The sequence below is a fragment of the Pseudomonas retamae genome, assembly GCF_043496865.1.
Taxonomy (GTDB): Bacteria; Pseudomonadota; Gammaproteobacteria; order Pseudomonadales; family Pseudomonadaceae; genus Aquipseudomonas; species Aquipseudomonas retamae.
In genome coordinates, this window is sequence record NZ_JBIEIL010000004.1 from 516,035 (window position 1) to 533,887 (window position 17,853).

17 protein-coding genes are annotated in these 17,853 nt (G+C 59.7%); 13 read left to right on the forward strand and 4 right to left on the reverse strand.

Translation table 11 applies throughout. The annotated features are described in order from the left end of the window. Positions 1-51: 51 nt before the first annotated feature. Positions 52-852 carry a phosphatase PAP2 family protein gene (locus ACGSLL_RS11130; protein ID WP_394505726.1) on the forward strand — a complete coding sequence of 267 codons (801 nt, stop codon included), beginning with the start codon at positions 52-54 and terminating at the stop codon, positions 850-852. A 131-nt stretch (positions 853-983) separates the two neighbouring features. Here ACGSLL_RS11130 and ACGSLL_RS11135 read toward each other — a convergent pair whose 3' ends face one another. Further along, positions 984-1,388, reverse strand: coding sequence for an RNA-binding S4 domain-containing protein (locus ACGSLL_RS11135; protein WP_394505728.1), 405 nt, complete (start codon positions 1,386-1,388; stop codon positions 984-986). A 116-nt stretch (positions 1,389-1,504) separates the two neighbouring features. On the opposite strand from ACGSLL_RS11135, the gene rimA reads away from it, so the two are divergent. From rimA to rimK, 3 genes are read left to right on the forward strand one after another with little or no spacing between them, the layout of a single operon-like run. Then, entirely contained in the window at positions 1,505-2,287 is a 783-nt protein-coding gene (rimA, locus tag ACGSLL_RS11140; protein ID WP_258452055.1) for a S6 modification regulatory phosphodiesterase RimA, read from the forward strand. A gap of 16 nt (positions 2,288-2,303) precedes the next feature. Next, a complete protein-coding gene (rimB, locus tag ACGSLL_RS11145) occupies positions 2,304-2,783 on the forward strand; it encodes a retropepsin-like aspartic endopeptidase RimB (protein WP_090288295.1) in 480 nt (159 codons plus the stop codon). Continuing rightward, complete coding sequence (rimK, locus tag ACGSLL_RS11150) at positions 2,780-3,685, forward strand: 30S ribosomal protein S6--L-glutamate ligase (RefSeq protein WP_007949201.1); 906 nt, start codon at positions 2,780-2,782, stop codon at positions 3,683-3,685. Before rimB ends, rimK begins: the two co-directional genes overlap by 4 nt. 147 nt (positions 3,686-3,832) lie before the next feature. Here the strand turns inward: rimK and ACGSLL_RS11155 are convergent, their stop codons facing one another. Both ACGSLL_RS11155 and ompR read right to left on the reverse strand, forming a co-directional pair. Then, the gene (locus tag ACGSLL_RS11155; protein ID WP_090288293.1) at positions 3,833-5,146 is read right to left on the reverse strand and encodes an ATP-binding protein; all 1,314 of its coding nucleotides are present in this window, start codon (positions 5,144-5,146) and stop codon (positions 3,833-3,835) included. A 111-nt stretch (positions 5,147-5,257) separates the two neighbouring features. Further along, entirely contained in the window at positions 5,258-5,998 is a 741-nt protein-coding gene (gene ompR / locus ACGSLL_RS11160; RefSeq protein WP_090288291.1) for an osmolarity response regulator transcription factor OmpR, read from the reverse strand. A gap of 358 nt (positions 5,999-6,356) precedes the next feature. Here ompR and ACGSLL_RS11165 point away from each other — a divergent pair, with 358 nt between their 5' ends. The 9 genes from ACGSLL_RS11165 to ACGSLL_RS11205 all read left to right on the forward strand — a co-directional run bounded on the left by ACGSLL_RS11165 (position 6,357) and on the right by ACGSLL_RS11205 (position 16,725). Continuing rightward, a complete protein-coding gene (locus ACGSLL_RS11165) occupies positions 6,357-8,681 on the forward strand; it encodes a Tex family protein (protein WP_394505733.1) in 2,325 nt (774 codons plus the stop codon). After that, a complete protein-coding gene (locus tag ACGSLL_RS11170; protein ID WP_258452056.1) occupies positions 8,681-9,064 on the forward strand; it encodes a PaaI family thioesterase in 384 nt (127 codons plus the stop codon). Before ACGSLL_RS11165 ends, ACGSLL_RS11170 begins: the two co-directional genes overlap by 1 nt. A 269-nt stretch (positions 9,065-9,333) precedes the next feature. Next, the gene (gene gshA, locus ACGSLL_RS11175) at positions 9,334-10,917 is read left to right on the forward strand and encodes a glutamate--cysteine ligase (protein WP_394505736.1); all 1,584 of its coding nucleotides are present in this window, start codon (positions 9,334-9,336) and stop codon (positions 10,915-10,917) included. Positions 10,918-11,126: 209 nt separating this feature from the next. Beyond that, positions 11,127-12,104, forward strand: coding sequence for a taurine ABC transporter substrate-binding protein (gene tauA / locus ACGSLL_RS11180; protein ID WP_394505738.1), 978 nt, complete (start codon positions 11,127-11,129; stop codon positions 12,102-12,104). Between the two features lie 16 nt (positions 12,105-12,120). Beyond that, positions 12,121-12,915, forward strand: coding sequence for a taurine ABC transporter ATP-binding subunit (gene tauB, locus ACGSLL_RS11185; protein WP_394505740.1), 795 nt, complete (start codon positions 12,121-12,123; stop codon positions 12,913-12,915). Continuing rightward, complete coding sequence (gene tauC, locus ACGSLL_RS11190; protein ID WP_394505742.1) at positions 12,912-13,745, forward strand: taurine ABC transporter permease TauC; 834 nt, start codon at positions 12,912-12,914, stop codon at positions 13,743-13,745. The genes tauB and tauC overlap by 4 nt, the downstream gene beginning before the upstream one ends. A gap of 142 nt (positions 13,746-13,887) precedes the next feature. Further along, positions 13,888-14,730 (forward strand): taurine dioxygenase, encoded by an 843-nt coding sequence (gene tauD, locus ACGSLL_RS11195; protein WP_394505744.1) that lies wholly within the window; start codon positions 13,888-13,890, stop codon positions 14,728-14,730. A 114-nt stretch (positions 14,731-14,844) separates the two neighbouring features. After that, positions 14,845-15,519 carry a hypothetical protein gene (locus ACGSLL_RS11200; protein WP_394505746.1) on the forward strand — a complete coding sequence of 225 codons (675 nt, stop codon included), beginning with the start codon at positions 14,845-14,847 and terminating at the stop codon, positions 15,517-15,519. A 3-nt stretch (positions 15,520-15,522) separates the two neighbouring features. Continuing rightward, positions 15,523-16,725, forward strand: coding sequence for a helix-turn-helix domain-containing protein (locus tag ACGSLL_RS11205; RefSeq protein ID WP_394505748.1), 1,203 nt, complete (start codon positions 15,523-15,525; stop codon positions 16,723-16,725). 72 nt (positions 16,726-16,797) lie between these two features. Here the strand turns inward: ACGSLL_RS11205 and mgrA are convergent, their stop codons facing one another. Continuing rightward, a complete protein-coding gene (gene mgrA, locus ACGSLL_RS11210; RefSeq protein WP_394505750.1) occupies positions 16,798-17,835 on the reverse strand; it encodes an L-glyceraldehyde 3-phosphate reductase in 1,038 nt (345 codons plus the stop codon). Between the last annotated feature and the right edge of the window lie 18 nt (positions 17,836-17,853).

The window sequence follows — 17,853 nt, forward strand, 5'->3', positions numbered from 1 at the left end:
GGTTCTTGGCACCCTTTTTGGTGCCGGCGTTTTGGCCATGGGAGGCATTTTATGAACAATCCGGGTTTGTTCCAATCAAGGTGGAACCTCGGCCGGCTGGTTCTGTGTAACGTAGTGCCATTGGCGCTACTGGCTTTCTGGTTATGGCCTACGGGCCAGATGCTGTGTGTGATTTTCGACGAGTGGCTGTTCCGCTCGCTCAATGCACCGCTGGCCAGCAACCCGATATGGCTCCACATCTGGGCAATTGCAAGTCTGCGCCCGTTCGACATCGTTGTCGGTCTGATTTTGCTGACGCTGCTTATCAAGGGCGACTGGGTGTTCAAGGCGATCGATGTGCGCCGCGCATTTTTTGGGTTCTTCTCAATCCTGCTGCTGATGGTGGTGATCCGCGCGCTGTTTTCCAAATTCGCTGATCACATGGGCTGGCAACACAGCAGCCCGTCGATGGTCCTCGAAGGCGCGGTGCATATCAGCGATTACTTTCCGCACCTGGAAAAAACCTGGGAACTGAAGGACCGCTCGGGCCAGAGCTTCCCCGGTGATCATGCTTCGGTGCTGTTGATCTGGGCGTTGTTCATGGCGGTGTTCAGCCGCACGGTGGGCCAGTTTCTGACGGTCTGGGGCCTGGCGCTGTTGTTCATGCTGCCGCGCCTGGTGGCCGGTGCGCATTGGGGCCAGGACGATTACATCGGCGGCGTGTTGCTGGCGGTGTGGGCGTTGGGTTGGGGTTATTACACGCCGTTCGCTTATCACGCGGCAAATTTCTGGCTGAAGGTGACTGCGCCGATTTTTGCGCTGCTCGGCAAGTTGCCGGTGGTTGCGAGGATGAGTGTGGTGCGTAGCGCCTGATACCGCGTCGCCTTCAGCGAGTGCTGCACACTCGAATCGCCAGCAGGCTGGCTCTCACATTGAAATGCAATCTCTTGTGGGAGCGAGCCTGCTCGCGAAGAGGCCGACATCAGCGGCCCAGAATGTCGCGCTTACTCGTTGCTGCTACCGCGAAATTTGAACAGATCCCGCCGCTGCTTCTTGCTCGGCTTGCCATCGGTGCTCACACCCAACGCCCCCGCCTTGCGCATCGCCGCAGCGGCTTCGCGCTTGGCAATACTCGCCTCAGTCTCGCTGTACAGCGTCTGTGCTTCCGGCGCCCCGCGCCGCACAATCGATAACGCCTCCACCCTCACCGTGCGCTCTTCAAAACCGGTACGGATCTCGAACTCGTCGCCAATGCGCGGTTCCTTGCCCGGCTTACAGCGCTCACCGCGACAATGCACTTTGCCGCTTTCAATCGCCGCCTTCGCCAGCGCCCGGGTTTTATAGAAGCGCGCAGCCCACAGCCATTTGTCGAGACGAACCTTGTCGTCCTCTTCCTGTTTTTGCGCCATATGAATTCCTCGTTCAGCCAGTAGTCGGAACTGTACTACCGTTTCTGTCGGGCGCAAGAACTCGGCCCTCCAGATAGACTGTGATCTAGGCCGGCTATGCGGCATGGAGTGTTCGAGTGACTACAATTTTCCCCTCTTCGTTGACCGCGCCCAAAAGCGGTTGCCAAGGCTGCCAGCAAAGCGAGCCGCTGGACTTCGATTTCGCATTCGCCTACCAACCGATCGTCGACCTGCGCGACCAGTCGGTATTTGCCCACGAAGCGCTGGTGCGCGGCGTCGCCGGTGAAGGCGCGATGTCCGTGTTAGATCAGGTTACAGAAGCAAACCGCTACCGTTTCGACCAGCTCTGCCGGACCCGCGCCATCGAAGGTGCGGCCGCGCTAAACATGCAGACATACTTGTCGATCAACTTCATGCCCAACGCCGTCTATCGTCCAGAGCTATGCATTCGCAGCACACTGGAGGCTGCCAAGAAACACCATTTCCCGATCGACCGGCTGATTTTCGAAACCCTGGAAAGCGAGCACGTAGATAACTATCGCCATTTGACCAATATTCTGCGTGAATACCGCGAATTCGGCTTCAAGACCGCCATCGACGATTTCGGTGCCGGGTATTCGGGGCTCAATCTGCTGGCGGATTTCCAACCGGACCTGATCAAACTCGACATGGCGTTGATTCGCGATGTCGACCGTGACCGTGTTCGTCAGGCGATCGTTCGGGGGATTGTCACAATCTGTGCGGAGTTGAACGTTACAGTCATCGCCGAAGGTATCGAGAGCGCCGGTGAACGGGATTTCCTGGCGGACTGTGGAATATTTCTGATGCAGGGCTACTGGTTCGCCCGGCCTGCATTCAAAGCGTTGGCCCAGGTATCGCCTGAGGCCTGGACACGTTAATCGTTGGTTTTTTTCTTTGAAGACATTTGATCATTTGACCGTTGTCGGTCTGCGCGAGTGGGTGGCGCTCCCGGATCTGGGAGTCGCCGGCCTGCGCGCGAAAATCGACACCGGCGCCAGCACCTCCAGCCTGCACGCCACCGATATCGAGCCGTTCGAACGGGACGGCGAGAAATGGGTGCGCTTCACCGCGCACCTCGGCACGGTGGTGCAGTTGCGTCATCGCCGCTGCGAAGCGCCATTGGTGACGCGCAAGACCATCAAAAGCTCCAACGGCCATGCGCAGGTGCGCTACGTGATCAGCACCACCCTGGCCTTGGGTGATCGGGTGTGGCGGGTCGAGTTCACCCTCGCCTGCCGCAAGTCCATGCGCTATCGCCTGCTGCTCGGCTCCAAAGCCCTGATCGATGGCCACTTGGTGGTCAATCCGGGCATCAAATATGTACAAGACAAGCCGGTGTTCCCGGTATCTACCTTTTCCACAGGTGTTGCATGAAGATCGCTGTGCTGTCGCGTAATCCGCGTCTGTATTCCACCCGCCGTCTGGTCGAAGCCGGAACCGAGCGCGGGCATGAAATGGTGGTGATCGACACCTTGCGCGCCTATATGAACATCGCCAGCCACAAGCCGCAGATTCACTATCGCGGCAAACCGCTGGAAGGCTTCGATGCGGTGATTCCGCGGATCGGCGCGTCGGTGACTTTCTACGGCTGCGCGGTGTTGCGCCAGTTCGAAATGATGGGGGTGTTCCCGCTCAACGAATCGGTGGCCATCGCCCGCTCGCGGGACAAGCTGCGCTCGCTGCAGTTGCTGTCGCGCCGCGGTATCGGCCTGCCGGTGACCGGGTTCGCCCACTCGCCGGATGACATCCCCGACTTGATCGACATGGTCAACGGCGCACCGCTGGTGATCAAAGTGCTGGAAGGTACTCAGGGCATCGGTGTGGTGCTGTGTGAAACCGCGACCGCTGCCGAGTCGGTGATCGAAGCGTTCATGGGCCTGAAGCAGAACATCATGGTCCAGGAGTACATCAAGGAAGCGGGCGGCGCGGATATTCGCTGTTTCGTGGTTGGCGACAAGGTGATCGCGGCCATGAAGCGCCAGGCCAAACCGGGTGAGTTTCGTTCCAATCTGCACCGTGGTGGCAGCGCCAGCCTGATCAAGATCACCCCGGAAGAACGCATGACTGCATTGCGTGCGGCCAAGGTCATGGGCCTGGCGGTGGCGGGTGTGGATATCCTGCGCTCCAACCATGGGCCGCTGGTGATGGAAGTGAATTCGTCGCCGGGACTGGAAGGGATCGAGACCACCACCGGGAAGAACGTGGCGGGGATCATCATCGAGCATCTGGAGAAAAATGGCGGCCCGAATATGACTCGGACCAAAGGCAAGGGTTGATCCTTTACAGAGGTGGTGGCCAGGGATGCCGCCTTCGCGAGCAGGCTCGCTCCCACAGTTGATCGCTTTCCTTCAGGAAGAACACGGTCAATGTGGGAGCGAGCCTGCTTGCGAAGGGGCCATGAACCCCACTGCCGATGTCAGCGCTTAAACGGCATCCCGAGGCAACATCAAACCCAACGGCAATCTCACCCGCGCCTCCAATCCACCCCCGGACCGATTACGCAGTTCGACATTGCCGCCATGCATCGAAGCAATGCGCTTGACGATCGCCAGACCCAGCCCGGTGCCCTTGCCGCCACGGGCACGATCGCCTCGGGTGAACGGGTTGAAAATCGCCTCCAGCTCCGACGGATCGATCCCCGCGCCGCGGTCCATTACGCTCAGCACCACATAGGGCGCGCTGACGTCTCCGGACACGTAAGCCGCCACTTCGACGTGGCCGCCGGCATGGTTCAAGGCGTTGCCGATCAGGTTATTGAGCAGGCGCTTCATCGATACCCGACGCAGCGGAAACGGCTGGATCGGTTCCAGGCGCAAGCGCACCTTCTCTTCATTCTGGTTGTATGGCGCCGCTACTTCACGCACCAGATCACTGAGGTCGACCTCTTCCACCGACTCGTCGCGACCATCGCGAATGAACGCGAGGAACTGGTCGAGAATGGCGTCCATGTCTTCGATGTCGCGGACCATGTCGTCGGTCAGGTCGTTGCGGTCGCCCATCAATTCCAGCGACAGCCGCAGCCGGGTCAACGGTGTGCGCAAGTCATGAGACACGCCGGCCAGCATCAGCTCACGCTCGCGTCCGGCCTGTTCGACGTCTTCGGCCATCTGGTTGAAGGCGCGATAAACCTCGGTCATCTCACTCGGCGTGTCACTGATCGGCAGGCGCACGCTGCGGCCCTGACCGAGTTGACGTGCGGCATACACCAGACGTTTCAGAGGCTGGTTGAGCTGGCTGACGAAAATCCATGCCGAGGCCGTCGACAACAGGCCGATGGCCAGGAACCAGCCGAGCACATTCCAGATTTTCTGGCCACGCAGAGGGTGCGGATATAACGGCACCTTCAGCCAGCCGTCGCCCAGGCTTGGCGCGCGCACCCAGAGCGCGGGCGGCGAGTGCATGCGCAAGCGTACTTCGGTGTCGGCACCCAGTTCCGCCTGCATTTGCCGCTGGTAGATTTCGCTGTACGGCCAATGCTGTTCGCCTTCCGGCACACCGGCGCCGACCACGCGGATCAGGGTCGCGGCATCAGCGATTTTGGCGCGGTTTTCTTCATCGGCGGCCCAATAGGCACGCAGCGTCAGGGCGACGCCGTGGCTGTATTGACGGTCCACCAGCACGTCCTCGTTCATCAACAGATAAACCAGGGTCAGCGCCTTGGAAAACAGCACGACGATGAGCACCAGCCAGAGGGTGCGGGAGAAAAAACTTTGGGGGAACCAGACGGGGGTTTTCATCTTTAACCGCTACACACTTGCAGGAGCGAGCAATGCTCGCATATTGCGGATTGCGAGTCTGCGGGCTGGCCGTTCGACCAAAACCGCAGACCCGCTCCTACAAATCACCGATCACTTGCTGGCGGTGCCATCCGGTACGAACACGTAACCAACGCCCCAGACAGTCTGGATATAACGCGGTTTGGACGGATCAGGTTCGATCATCCGGCGCAGACGCGAGATCTGCACGTCGATGGAGCGCTCGAGAGCATCCCATTCGCGGCCACGAGCCAGGTTCATCAGCTTGTCGCGGGTCAGTGGCTGACGGGCGTTCATTACCAGCGCCTTGAGCACCGCGAACTCACCGGTGGTGAGCATGTGTACTTCGTCACCGCGCTTCAGTTCGCGGGTCGCCAGCGACAACACGTAATCACCGAAGGTGACGTTTTCGTCTTCGCTGCCTGGCGCGCCGGGTACCGGGGCGGCCTGGCGGCGCAGCACAGCTTTGACCCGAGCCATCAGTTCGTCAGGGTTGAACGGCTTGGCCAGATAGTCATCGGCGCCCAGTTCCAGGCCCTTGATGCGGCTCAGCTCGTCGCCTTTGGCGGTGAGCATGATGATCGGGATCTGATTGTTCGCGCCACGCAAGCGGCGGCAGGCAGTCAGGCCATCTTCGCCCGGCAGCATCAGGTCGAGCACGACCAGATTGAACACTTCACGCGACAGCAGACGATCCATCTGCTCGGTGTTCGGTACGGTACGGGCACGGTAGCCCTTGCTGACGAAAAAACGTTCCAGCAGGCTGCTCAGCCCCGGATCGTCGTCAACGATGAGAATTTTTTCGCCTTCAGCAGTTTGTGCAGTGCTGCTCATTGGATGCTCCTTTTAGCTCGGCGCGCATTATGGCGTAGCTGCCGTTATACGCACCGTGTGCATTGTTAGCAGATTTTTCCTTCACTGCCAGAAAACCGGGGTTTATGCCTACAGACTGCAACGCCCCCGAATGACAGAACGCTGGTTATAATGCGCGGCGTTTTGTGCCAGGCAACGTCTGAATCGTTACCGCAGGTGGCAGGCTTTTTTCCTCGCCTCGCGCAGTAATCGTTCGATTTCACGGGTCAATGGGCTGCCTCTTGATCCAGGCAGCGGCAATTCTCTAGCCGCTCAACCAGACTCCGGGCCTTTATTTCCGTGCCCGCGAGCCTGCTTTCACACTATGTCAGGTGGTTTTATGGACAGCATCAACAGCCGCATCGCCGAAGAGCTCGGTGTACGCCCACAACAGGTCGAAGCGGCCGTCGCGCTACTCGATGAAGGCTCTACCGTTCCCTTCATCGCCCGTTACCGGAAAGAAGTCACCGGCAGCCTCGATGACACCCAGTTGCGTCATCTGGAAGAGCGCCTGCGCTACCTGCGAGAACTCGACGAACGGCGCATCAGCATCCTCGCCAGTATCGAAGAGCAAGGCAAACTCACCCCGGCTCTTGAGCGCGACATCAAGCTCGCCGACACCAAAACCCGCCTCGAAGACTTGTACCTGCCGTACAAGCAGAAGCGCCGCACCAAGGGCCAGATCGCCCTCGAAGCCGGCCTCGGCGAGCTGGCGGACGGCCTGTTCAACAACCCGACTCTGGCCCCCGAAGCCGAAGCCGCGCGCTTCGTCGATGCCGAAAAAGGCGTAGCGGACGTCAAGGCTGCGCTGGAAGGCGCCAAGTACATCCTCATGGAGCGCTTCGCCGAAGACGCCAGCCTGCTGGAAAAATTGCGTAACTACCTGAAACAGGAAGCCACTCTCAGCGCCCGCGTGATCGCTGGCAAGGAAGAGGAAGGCGCCAAGTTCCGCGACTACTTCGAACACGATGAACCGCTGAAAAGCATGCCGTCGCACCGTGCGCTGGCGATTTTCCGTGGGCGCAACGAAGGCATCCTCAGCTCCGCGCTGAAAGTCGGCGACGAGCTCCCGGGCACCATGCACCCGTGCGAAGGCATGATCGCCCAGCAATTCGGCATCCAGAACCAGAATCGCGCGGCGGACAAATGGCTCGGCGAAGTGGTGCGCTGGACCTGGAAGGTCAAGCTCTACACCCATCTGGAAACCGACCTGCTCGGCGAGCTACGCGATGGCGCCGAAACCGAAGCGATCAATGTCTTCGCGCACAACCTGCACGACTTGCTGCTGGCCGCCCCGGCCGGCCCGCGCGCTACCCTCGGCCTCGACCCGGGCCTGCGTACCGGTTGCAAAGTGGCCGTGGTCGACTCGACCGGCAAGCTGCTCGATCACGCCACGGTTTACCCGCACGTGCCGCACAACAAATGGGATCAGACCATCGCCATCCTGGCCGCCCTGTGCGCCAAGCATTCGGTGGACCTGATCGCCATCGGCAACGGCACCGCCAGCCGCGAGACCGACAAGCTGGCGATCGAGCTGATCAAAAAATACCCGGCGATGAAAATGACCAAGGTCATGGTGTCCGAAGCCGGTGCTTCGGTGTACTCGGCGTCGGAACTGGCGGCCAAGGAATTCCCGGACCTGGACGTATCGATCCGTGGCGCGGTGTCGATCGCTCGTCGCTTGCAGGATCCGCTGGCGGAGTTGGTGAAGATTGATCCGAAATCCATTGGGGTCGGTCAGTACCAGCACGACGTGTCGCAGCTGAAACTGGCGCGCGGTCTGGACGCGGTGGTCGAGGATTGCGTGAACGCCGTCGGCGTTGACGTCAACACCGCTTCGGTAGCGCTGCTGGCGCGCATCTCCGGCCTCAACGCCACACTGGCGCAAAATATCGTCGCGCACCGCGACGAACACGGTGCGTTCAAGACTCGCGCGGCGCTGAAGAAAGTCGCGCGTCTAGGCGAGAAAACCTTCGAACAGGCCGCCGGTTTCCTGCGCGTGATGAACGGTGACAACCCGCTGGATTCGTCGGCGGTGCACCCGGAAGCCTATCCGCTGGTGCAGCGTATCGCCGCCGAAACCGACCGTGACATTCGCTCGCTGATCGGCGACGCCGCGTTCCTCAAGCGTCTCGATCCGAAGAAATTCACCGACGAAACCTTCGGTCTGCCCACCGTGACCGACATCCTTCAGGAACTGGAAAAACCCGGCCGTGACCCGCGTCCAGAGTTCAAGACCGCCGAGTTCCAGGAAGGCGTCGAAGACCTCAAAGACCTGCAACTGGGGATGATCCTCGAAGGCGTGGTGACCAACGTGACCGCGTTTGGCGCGTTCGTTGATATCGGCGTGCATCAGGACGGCCTGGTACACATTTCTGCGCTGTCGGAGAAATTCATCAAGGACCCGCGCGAAGCGGTGAAGGCCGGTGACGTGGTGAAAGTGAAGGTCATGGAAGTCGACATTCCGCGCAAACGCGTCGGCCTGTCTATGCGCATGGGCGACACGCCGGGCGAGAAAATCGACGGTGCCCGTGGCTCGCGTCCGGGCTCGGCGCAACGCCAGCCGTCGAACAACGCGCCACGCAAGGAAACCGTCAGCGCAGCGCCGGTGAACAATGCGATGGCCTCGCTGTTCGCCAACGCCAAACAGTTGAAGAAACGCTGATGGAGCTGCCGGCCGGGCTTGTCGAGAGCGCCTTTTTCAAGCTGTTGGGCTGCCGCCTGCACAGCCTGGAAACCGGGGTGGCGCAAGTCGCCCTGGTGTTGGAGCCGCAGCTGCGCAATCGCGGCGGCAAACTCCACGGCGGCGCGCTGTTCAGCCTGGTCGACATTGCCATGGGGCTGGCCTGTTCCAGCAGCCACGGTTTCGATCAGCAGAGCGCAACCATCGAATGTAAGATCAACTACATCCGCGCCGTTTCCGACGGCGAGGTGCTGTGCACGGCCCGGGTGATCCACCCGGGCCGCCGCACGCTGGTGGTAGAGGCCGAGGTGATGCAGGGCGACAAACTCGTCGCAAAAGCGCAAGGCACCTTCGCTGTCCTGTAGATGTTGGCCATCATTTTGAGTTAATTTCGGCGCAACGAACCCTGTGGGAGCGAGCCTGCTCGCGATAGCGGTGCCTCAGCAATGATGATATTGACTGACACACTGCTATCGCGAGCAGGCTCGCTCCCACAAGGATTGTGCAGTTCCTGACTGACCGGCAAATGGCCTGCCGCTACAAAACCAGGCGATAACGCCAGTTTCAACTTCACCCTTGTAGACCGTCCTGCCCACCCCCATATTGGGGCGACTGACGCGTGAAGGAATCCAAATTGAGCGAACTTCTCAACCGCCGCCTGGCTCTGCTCGGCGAGCGCGCTAACCTCTCTCTGCTCGAACAGTGCCTGCACGGTATCGAACGTGAATGCCTGCGCGTGACCAGCGAAGGTCGCCTGGCGCAAACGCCGCACCCCGAAGCCCTGGGTTCCGCGCTGACCAACGAACAGATCACCACCGACTACTCCGAGTCGCTGCTGGAATTCATCACGCCCGCCCTGCCCGATCCGGCCGATACCCTGGCGAGCCTGGACAAGATTCATCGCTTCGCCTACAGCAAACTCGGCGACGAGTACCTGTGGAGTCCGTCGATGCCGTGCCCGTTGCCGGCCGAGGAAGATATCCCGATCGCCTATTACGGCACCTCCAACATCGGTCAGCTCAAGTACGTCTATCGCAAGGGCCTGGCCCTGCGCTACGGCAAGACCATGCAATGCATCGCCGGGATTCACTACAACTTCTCGTTGCCGGAACAGCTCTGGCCGTTGCTGCGCGAGTCCGAGGGCTTCGTCGGCACCGACCGCGATTTCCAGTCGGTTTCCTACATTGCGCTGATCCGCAACTTCCGTCGCTACAGCTGGCTGCTGATGTACCTGTTCGGTGCCTCGCCGGCGCTGGATGCGGGATTCCTGCGCGGTCGTTCGCATCAGCTCGAACAGCTCGATCCGGACACCTTGTACCTGCCGTATGCGACCAGCCTGCGCATGAGCGACCTCGGTTACCAGAGCAACGCCCAGGCCGGTCTGACGCCGTGCTACAACGATCTGGCAAGCTACACCGACAGCCTGCGCAAAGCCGTGGCCACGCCGTACCCGCCTTACGTCGAAGTCGGCACGCATAAGGATGGCGAGTGGGTGCAACTGAACACCAACATCCTGCAGATCGAAAACGAGTACTACTCCAACATCCGCCCGAAACGCGTGACCTACACCGGCGAGCGGCCGATTCAGGCCTTGATGGCGCGCGGCATTCAATACGTCGAAGTGCGTTGCCTGGACATCAACCCGTTCCTGCCGATGGGCATTGACCTGACCGAGTCACGCTTCCTCGACGCGTTCCTGCTGTACTGCGCGTTGAACGACAGCCCGTTGCTGACCAACACTTCGTGCAGTAACGCGACCTCGAACTTCCTCAGCGTGGTCAAGGAAGGCCGGCGTCCGGGCCTGCAATTGCAGCGTGACGGCCAAGCGGTCGAAATGAAGACCTGGGCTGCCGAACTGCTTGAGCAAATCGCTCCGCTGGCTGCGCTGCTCGATCAAAGTCATGGCGGCGATGCGCACAGCAAGGCGCTGGATGCACAACTGGCGAAAGTCAGCGATCCGTCCCTGACGCCGTCCGCGCAGGTGCTGGCAGCAATGGCCGAGCACAAGGAAAGCTTTGCGCAGTTCTCGCTGCGCCAGAGCCAGGCGCATGCAGAGTTTTTCCGTAGCGAGCCTTTGGCGGCGGATGAGCAGGCGAAGTTCGAGGAAGTGGCGCGCTCGTCACTGGCGCAACAGGCAGAGCTTGAGCAGAACGAGGTCGGTGATTTCGATGTGTTTGTCGGGGCGTATCAGGCGAGCATTCTGGCGATCAGCAACTGATATAGAAGGTCCTCCGGCCCTTTTCGCGAGCAGGCTCGCTCCCACAGAGGAATCCGATCTCCTGTGGGAGCGAGCCTGCTCGCGAATGGCCGCTGCGCTTAGATTTTTCCGCTCATAAGCTCATTCGAAAAAGTTATTTATTTCGAGATTCTTAGATCATTTAGTCTCCATTCACGCCGACGCTCGGTCGCCTGATATGGAGCTCTTCAATGAAACTGAATGTCACGCTTCGCCTGCTCGCCACGGCCACTCTGGCTGCCGCAAGCTTTCTGGTGCAGGCTGCCGACCTCACCGTCGCCTACCAGACCACCGTCGACCCGGCGAAAGTTGCCCAGGCCGACGGCGCTTACGAAAAAGCCACCAAAGCCGATATCGCCTGGCGCAAGTTCGATAACGGCGCCGACATCATCGCCGCCATCGCCTCTGGTGACGTGCAGATCGGTTACCTCGGTTCAAGCCCGCTGACCGCAGCGATCACCCGCAAGGTTCCGGTGCAAACCTTCCTCATCGCCACGCAGATCGGCGCCGCTGAAGCGCTGGTGGCGCGTGACGGTTCCGGCATCAAGACGCCGCAGGATCTGATCGGTAAGAAAATCGCCGTGCCGTTCGTTTCCACCGGGCACTACAGCCTGCTCGCCGCGCTGAAGCACTGGAACATCGACCCGTCGAAAGTCACTGTGCTCAACCTCGCCCCGCCCGCGATCATCGCCGCCTGGAAGCGCAGTGACATCGACGCCACCTACGTCTGGGATCCGGCGCTCGGCGTGGCCAAGGAAAACGGCAAAGTGCTGATCACCTCCGGCGAACTGGCCAAATTCGGCGCGCCGACCTTCGATGCGTGGATCGTGCGCAAAGACTTCGCCGAAAAGCACCCGGAAATCGTCACCGCATTCGCCAAGGTCACCCTCGACGCCTACGCCGATTACCGCAAGGACCCGCAAGCCTGGCTGGCGAATCAGTCCAACGTCGACAAACTGGGCAAGCTGTCCGGCGCCAGGGCCAGTGACATTCCGTTGCTGCTGCAGGGCAACGTCTACCCGCTGGCGGCGGATCAGGTCAGCGACCTCGGCGCGCCGACCACCAAAGCCATCACCGACACCGCCGCGTTCCTCAAGGAGCAAGGCAAGGTCGAAGCCGTACTGCCGGACTACGCGCCGTACGTCAGCGCCAAATACATCACCAACTGATCGGGAGTAGACAGCGATGGCCTTGCTACAGCTGGAGCGCATCAGCGCACAGTACCCGGGCAGCCCGGAGCCGGTGCTGGCGGATATTTCTCTGACCCTGGGGCCTCAGCAGTTGCTGGTCGCCCTCGGCCCGTCCGGCAGTGGCAAGACTTCGCTGTTGAACCTGATTGCCGGTTTCGTCGAACCGAGTGCCGGGCGCATCACCCTTGACGGCGTGCCGGTCAAAGGCCCGAGCGCCGAGCGTGGTGTGGTGTTTCAGGACGACGCCTTGCTGCCATGGCAGGACGTGCTGGCCAACGTTGCGTTCGGTCTGGAACTGGCCGGTGTCGCCAAAGACAAACGCGAAAAGATTGCCCGCGAAATGCTCGCACTGGTTGATCTTTCCGGTTTCGAAAGCCGCCGTATCTGGCAACTCTCCGGCGGTCAGAAACAACGCGTCGGCCTCGCGCGCGCCCTCGCCGCCGACCCGCGCGTATTACTGATGGACGAACCCTTTGGCGCCCTCGACGCTTTCACTCGCGAGCAGATGCAGGAGCTGTTGCTGCAGGTCTGGCAGCGCACGGCCAAACCGGTTTTTCTGATTACCCATGACATTGAAGAAGCGGTGTTTCTCGCCACTGACCTGATTCTGCTGGCGCCGAATCCGGGGCAGATCGTCGAGCGACTGCAGCTGGATTTCGGCCAGCGTTATGCCGCTGGTGAGTCGGCCCGCGCGATCAAATCCGATCCGCGCTTTATCGAAACCCGCGAGCATGTGCTGAGCAAGGTGTTCTCGCAACGCAGCGCCGGACCACGACAGGAGCGCGCATGAGCAGTTACGACGTTTCCGCTGCGGCGGTGAAAACATCCTCGGTGGTCACCCCGGTGCGCCGCAGCCTGAGCACACGCTGGATCAGCCTGTTGACGCTGTTCGCGTTGCTGGCGATCTGGTGGGCGGTCACCGCCACTGGATTGATCGAGCCGTTGTTTCTGCCGCCACCGTCCGCGGTGCTGCAAAAAGGCTGGTTGCTGGCGACTACTGGCTATATGGATTCGACCCTGTGGCAGCACCTGGGCGCGAGCCTCAGCCGCATCGGTCTGGGCCTGGGCTTTGCCATTCTGACCGCCGTGCCGGTGGGCATCGCCATCGGTGCCAATCGCATTGCTCGTGGCGTGCTCGATCCGTTGATCGAGTTCTACCGACCGATTCCACCGCTGGCTTATCTGCCGCTGATCGTGATCTGGTGCGGCATCGGCGAATTGTCGAAAGTGCTGCTGATCTATCTGGCGATTTTCGCGCCGATTGCCATCGCCACCGCGACCGGCGTACGCACGGTTGATCCGGCGAAATTGCGCGCCGCGCAGTCACTGGGTGCGACTCGTGCACAACTGATTCGCCATGTGATTGTGCCCAGCGCCCTGCCGGACATCCTGACCGGCGTACGCATTGGCCTGGGGGTTGGCTGGTCGACGTTGGTGGCCGCTGAATTGATCGCGGCGACCAGTGGCCTGGGTTTCATGGTGCAGTCGGCCGCGCAGTTCCTGGTTACCGATGTGGTAGTGCTGGGGATTCTGGTCATCGCCCTGATCGCCTTCGCCATGGAAATGGGCCTGCGCGCCCTGCAGCGCAAGCTGGTGCCATGGCACGGCAAGGCGCACTGACAAGTTTCCTTTGATTTCCTGTGGGAGCGAGCCTGCTCGCGAAAGCGTCGGACCAGTCGCAGCACTATTGCCTGACACTGCGCCTTCGCGAGCAGGCTCGCTCCCACAAAAAGCTCGATACCCGCATTTGAAGAGAACGACCATGAGCAGCCTCACCATCACCCCGTTAAGCTCGGCACTCGGCGCGCAGATCAGCGGCGTCGACATCAGCCAGCCACTGAGCCTGGAACATCGCGATGCCATCGAGCAGGCGCTGCTCAAGTATCAAGTGCTGTTCTTCCGCAACCAGCCGATCGAGCCGCCGCAGCAGGCACGTTTCGCGCATTATTTCGGCGACCTGCACATTCACCCGATCTACCCGAACGTGCCGGAACAACCGGAAGTGCTGATCCTCGACACCGCCGTCACCGACGTACGCGACAACGCCATCTGGCACACCGACGTGACCTTCCTGCCAACCCCGGCGATGGGCGCAGTGCTCAGCGCCAAGTTGCTGCCAGAGTTTGGCGGCGACACCTTGTGGGCCAGCGGCATTGCTGCGTATGAGGCGTTGTCGGCGCCAATGAAAGGCTTGCTCGAAGGGATGACCGCGACCCACGACTTCACTCGCTCGTTTCCGCTGGAGCGCTACGGCAACACGCCCGAGGCGCTGGCGCAGTGGGAAGAAGCGCGGCGCAAGAATCCGCCGCTGTCGCACCCGGTGATTCGTACGCACCCGGTCAGTGGCCGGCGCTCGTTGTTCGTCAACGAAGGCTTCACCGCGAAGATCAATGAACTGGCGGAAACCGAAAGCGAAGGGATCCTGAAATTTCTGTTCGCCCACGCAACGCGGCCGGAATTCACCATTCGCTGGCGCTGGCAGAAGGACGATATTGCGTTCTGGGACAACCGTGTGACCCAGCATTACGCGGTGGACGATTACCGCCCGGCGCGGCGGGTGATGCAGCGGGCGACGGTGTTGGGGGATGTGCCTTTCTTTCGCTGAGCCCGACCTACACAACCATCTATCTGGTCAGCTGGACAAAAATACAGTCCCGACTTCCATAACGAATAAAAATAACGTAAAAATCCGCTTACCGAACAGTGAGTGGTGAAACGCATGGTCACAAAAGAAGAAATCCAAGATTTCATTCGTACACAGGTGGACAGGGAATTCTTCGACGAGCTTGAAGTATTGATTCCGCAGACCTTTCAAAAAGCAGCAAAGGAAGTCGGAGACCTCTTGATTCACACACCTCCAGAAGACCTGCGTGGCCACTTGCGTCACTCACTTGTTCAGGAAGCTTTGGCAGGTATGAAGCGCTGGAACCCAATCATCAAGGCCACAGATCCGAAAGGGCATAACTATGTCCTATTGGAGTTGGGCAAAATGCGAGTCACGGCGGTCGTATTGCCTTGGCAGAAAGAAATTCGAGCCGCTAAACACCGAACCGAGCTCAAGACGCTGAATGAATCGTTATCGTCGATCCAAATAGATTGGATCGACGGCCTTAAGCACACCGTTACCGAACAACTGATCCATGCTCTTGTCGTAGTCCATGCGCCACCGCCACGTTTCGCGGATCAGTCAGAGCCTGTCGCGATCATGATGGCAGTGCCCTATTTCAACGGGAAAGGATTTCACATGGATTGCACGCTTGAAGAATTGCTCCAGAGCTATTCTGATAATCAGGCAACCGATCCAAAACCGATTGAGTTGGTGAAATTGCGAGATAAGATGCGCCGCGCCGAAACACTTGAAGATCAAATTGATGAGCAGAAAACCAAGAGGTGAACCATGAGAACTGGAGTCGCAGGCTTTCAGTCCGAACGCCTCAGACAGTTACGGCTCACGTTTGGCATCACCCAGACCGCTCTGGCCGAGATGGTGGGGCGCGCCTCTGGAAACATCTCTAAATGGGAGAACGGGGTTCAGGCTCCTGAGGCCGATGCATTTCAACGACTATGTGAGGTCTTCGACGTCAGTGAAAATTGGCTGCTCGAAGAGCAAATCGTAACCAATGAGGAAATACCGTTCTTCTTTCGTTCTCAGGTCAGCGCTACCGCTAACGCTAGGGAAATTGCAGAAGTACGTTTGGCATGGCTTCAAGAGATCTCATATAAACTTCAGGAAAGCCTTGAGTTCGTCGCGGTCAACGTACCTCATTTAGAGGAAAGCAACTGTCTTGTGATTTCGGATGAGGAAATCGAACAGATGGCCTCCAAATGCCGCAAGGTCTGGGGGCTTGGGACGGCGCCCATTCCCAACGTTGTTCAAACGCTCGAAAACGCAGGTATCGTCTGCACTCGAACCACGCTGGGCCATCTGAAAATGGATGGGGTTTCAAACTGGCATGAATTGGACCAACGTCCTTACGTGCTCCTTGTAGCAGATAAGGCAAACGGCATACGAAACCGATTCGATGCGGCTCACGAGTTGGGGCATATCGTTCTTCATCGACATGTTTCCAAAGAGCAGTACGAATCGAATTACGATCTGCTTGAATCACAAGCACATCGATTCGCCAGCGCATTTTTGATGCCCGCAGAGAGTTTCCTCAGAGAAATTCGATGGCCAACTTTGGATACCTTGCTCGCTCTGAAACCGCGCTGGAAAGTCTCAGTAGCCGCGATGGTTCGTAGATGCAAGGATCTAGAAATAATCAACGAAACCACTACAACGAGATTGTGGAAGGCCAGGTCAGCGAGAGGCTGGGTCAAAGGTGAACCGATGGACGCCGACTTTGATTTTGAAAGACCTCAGCTCATTGCACGGGGCGTGAAAATGCTCGTGGAACAAAACGTTTTTTCTCGATCTCAACTCAGGCAGCTGCTAGGGCTGCCACTGCCGACGCTTGAAAGCCTGTGCAGCTTGGACAAAGGTTACTTTACCCTGCCAGATCAGTCACAGGTGATCGACATGCAACTGCGTAAAAGGTCTGCAAGGGACACTTTTTTCAGCGAGGCCGCTCAGGTGCTCGGTTTTCCCAGCAAAAAATAAAATGCAGATGAATCACGGTGAAACCTCACTCCAGAGGTTTCGCCGTAATGAAGCTGCGGTTCTTAGTAAGGCTTACTCCGCCGTCGAAGGCTTCTCCCAAAGATTGATCCCGCCCTCTTGGGCAAACCGGTCAATCTCCGCCAGCTCTTCCGCGCTGAAACTCAAATTCTTCAACGCGCCGACGTTCTCGATGATCTGCTCCGGCCGGCTCGCGCCGATCAGTGCCGAGGTCACCCGCGGATCGCGCAGCGTCCATGCCAGCGCCAGTTGCGCCAGGCTCTGGCCGCGACGCTTGGCGATCTCGTTCAACGCGCGCACGTGAGCAATGTTGGCCTCGGACAGGTGCGAAGCTTGCAACGAGCCACCGCCCGGACGATTGACCCGCGCATCCGCCGGTACGCCGTTGAGGTACTTGTCGGTGAGCAGACCTTGCGCCAGCGGCGTGAAGGCAATTACGCCGGTGCCGAGTTCATCGGTGGTGTCGAGCAAATCCTTTTCCACCCAGCGATTGAGCAGGTTGTACGCCGGTTGGTGGATCAGCAGCGGCACTTTCCATTCTTTCAACAGCTCGGCCATTTCGCGGGTTTTCACCCCGGAGTACGACGAGATGCCAATGTACAAGGCCTTGCCCTGCTGCACCGCCGTGGCGAGGGCGCTGGCGGTTTCTTCCAGTGGCGTGTCCGGGTCGAAGCGGTGCGAATAGAAGATATCGACATAGTCCAGACCGAGGCGTTGCAGGCTCTGGTCGAGGCTGGCCAGCACGTATTTACGCGAACCGCCGCCCTGGCCGTAAGGACCGGGCCACATGTCCCAACCAGCCTTGCTGGAGATGATCAGCTCATCGCGGTACTGCTTGAAGTCTTCGCGCAGCAAGCGACCGAAATTGATTTCGGCGCTGCCGTACGGCGGGCCGTAGTTGTTGGCGAGATCGAAGTGGTTGATGCCCAGATCGAACGCAGTGCGCAGCAGGGCGCGCTGGGTGTCGATCGGCGTGCTGTCGCCGAAGTTGTGCCACAGGCCCAGCGACAGTGCCGGCAGCACCAGACCGCTGCGCCCGACGCGGCGGTAAGGGATGGAGTCGTAGCGGTTTTCGGCAGCGGTGTAGGTCATCGAATGCTCTCTTGTCTG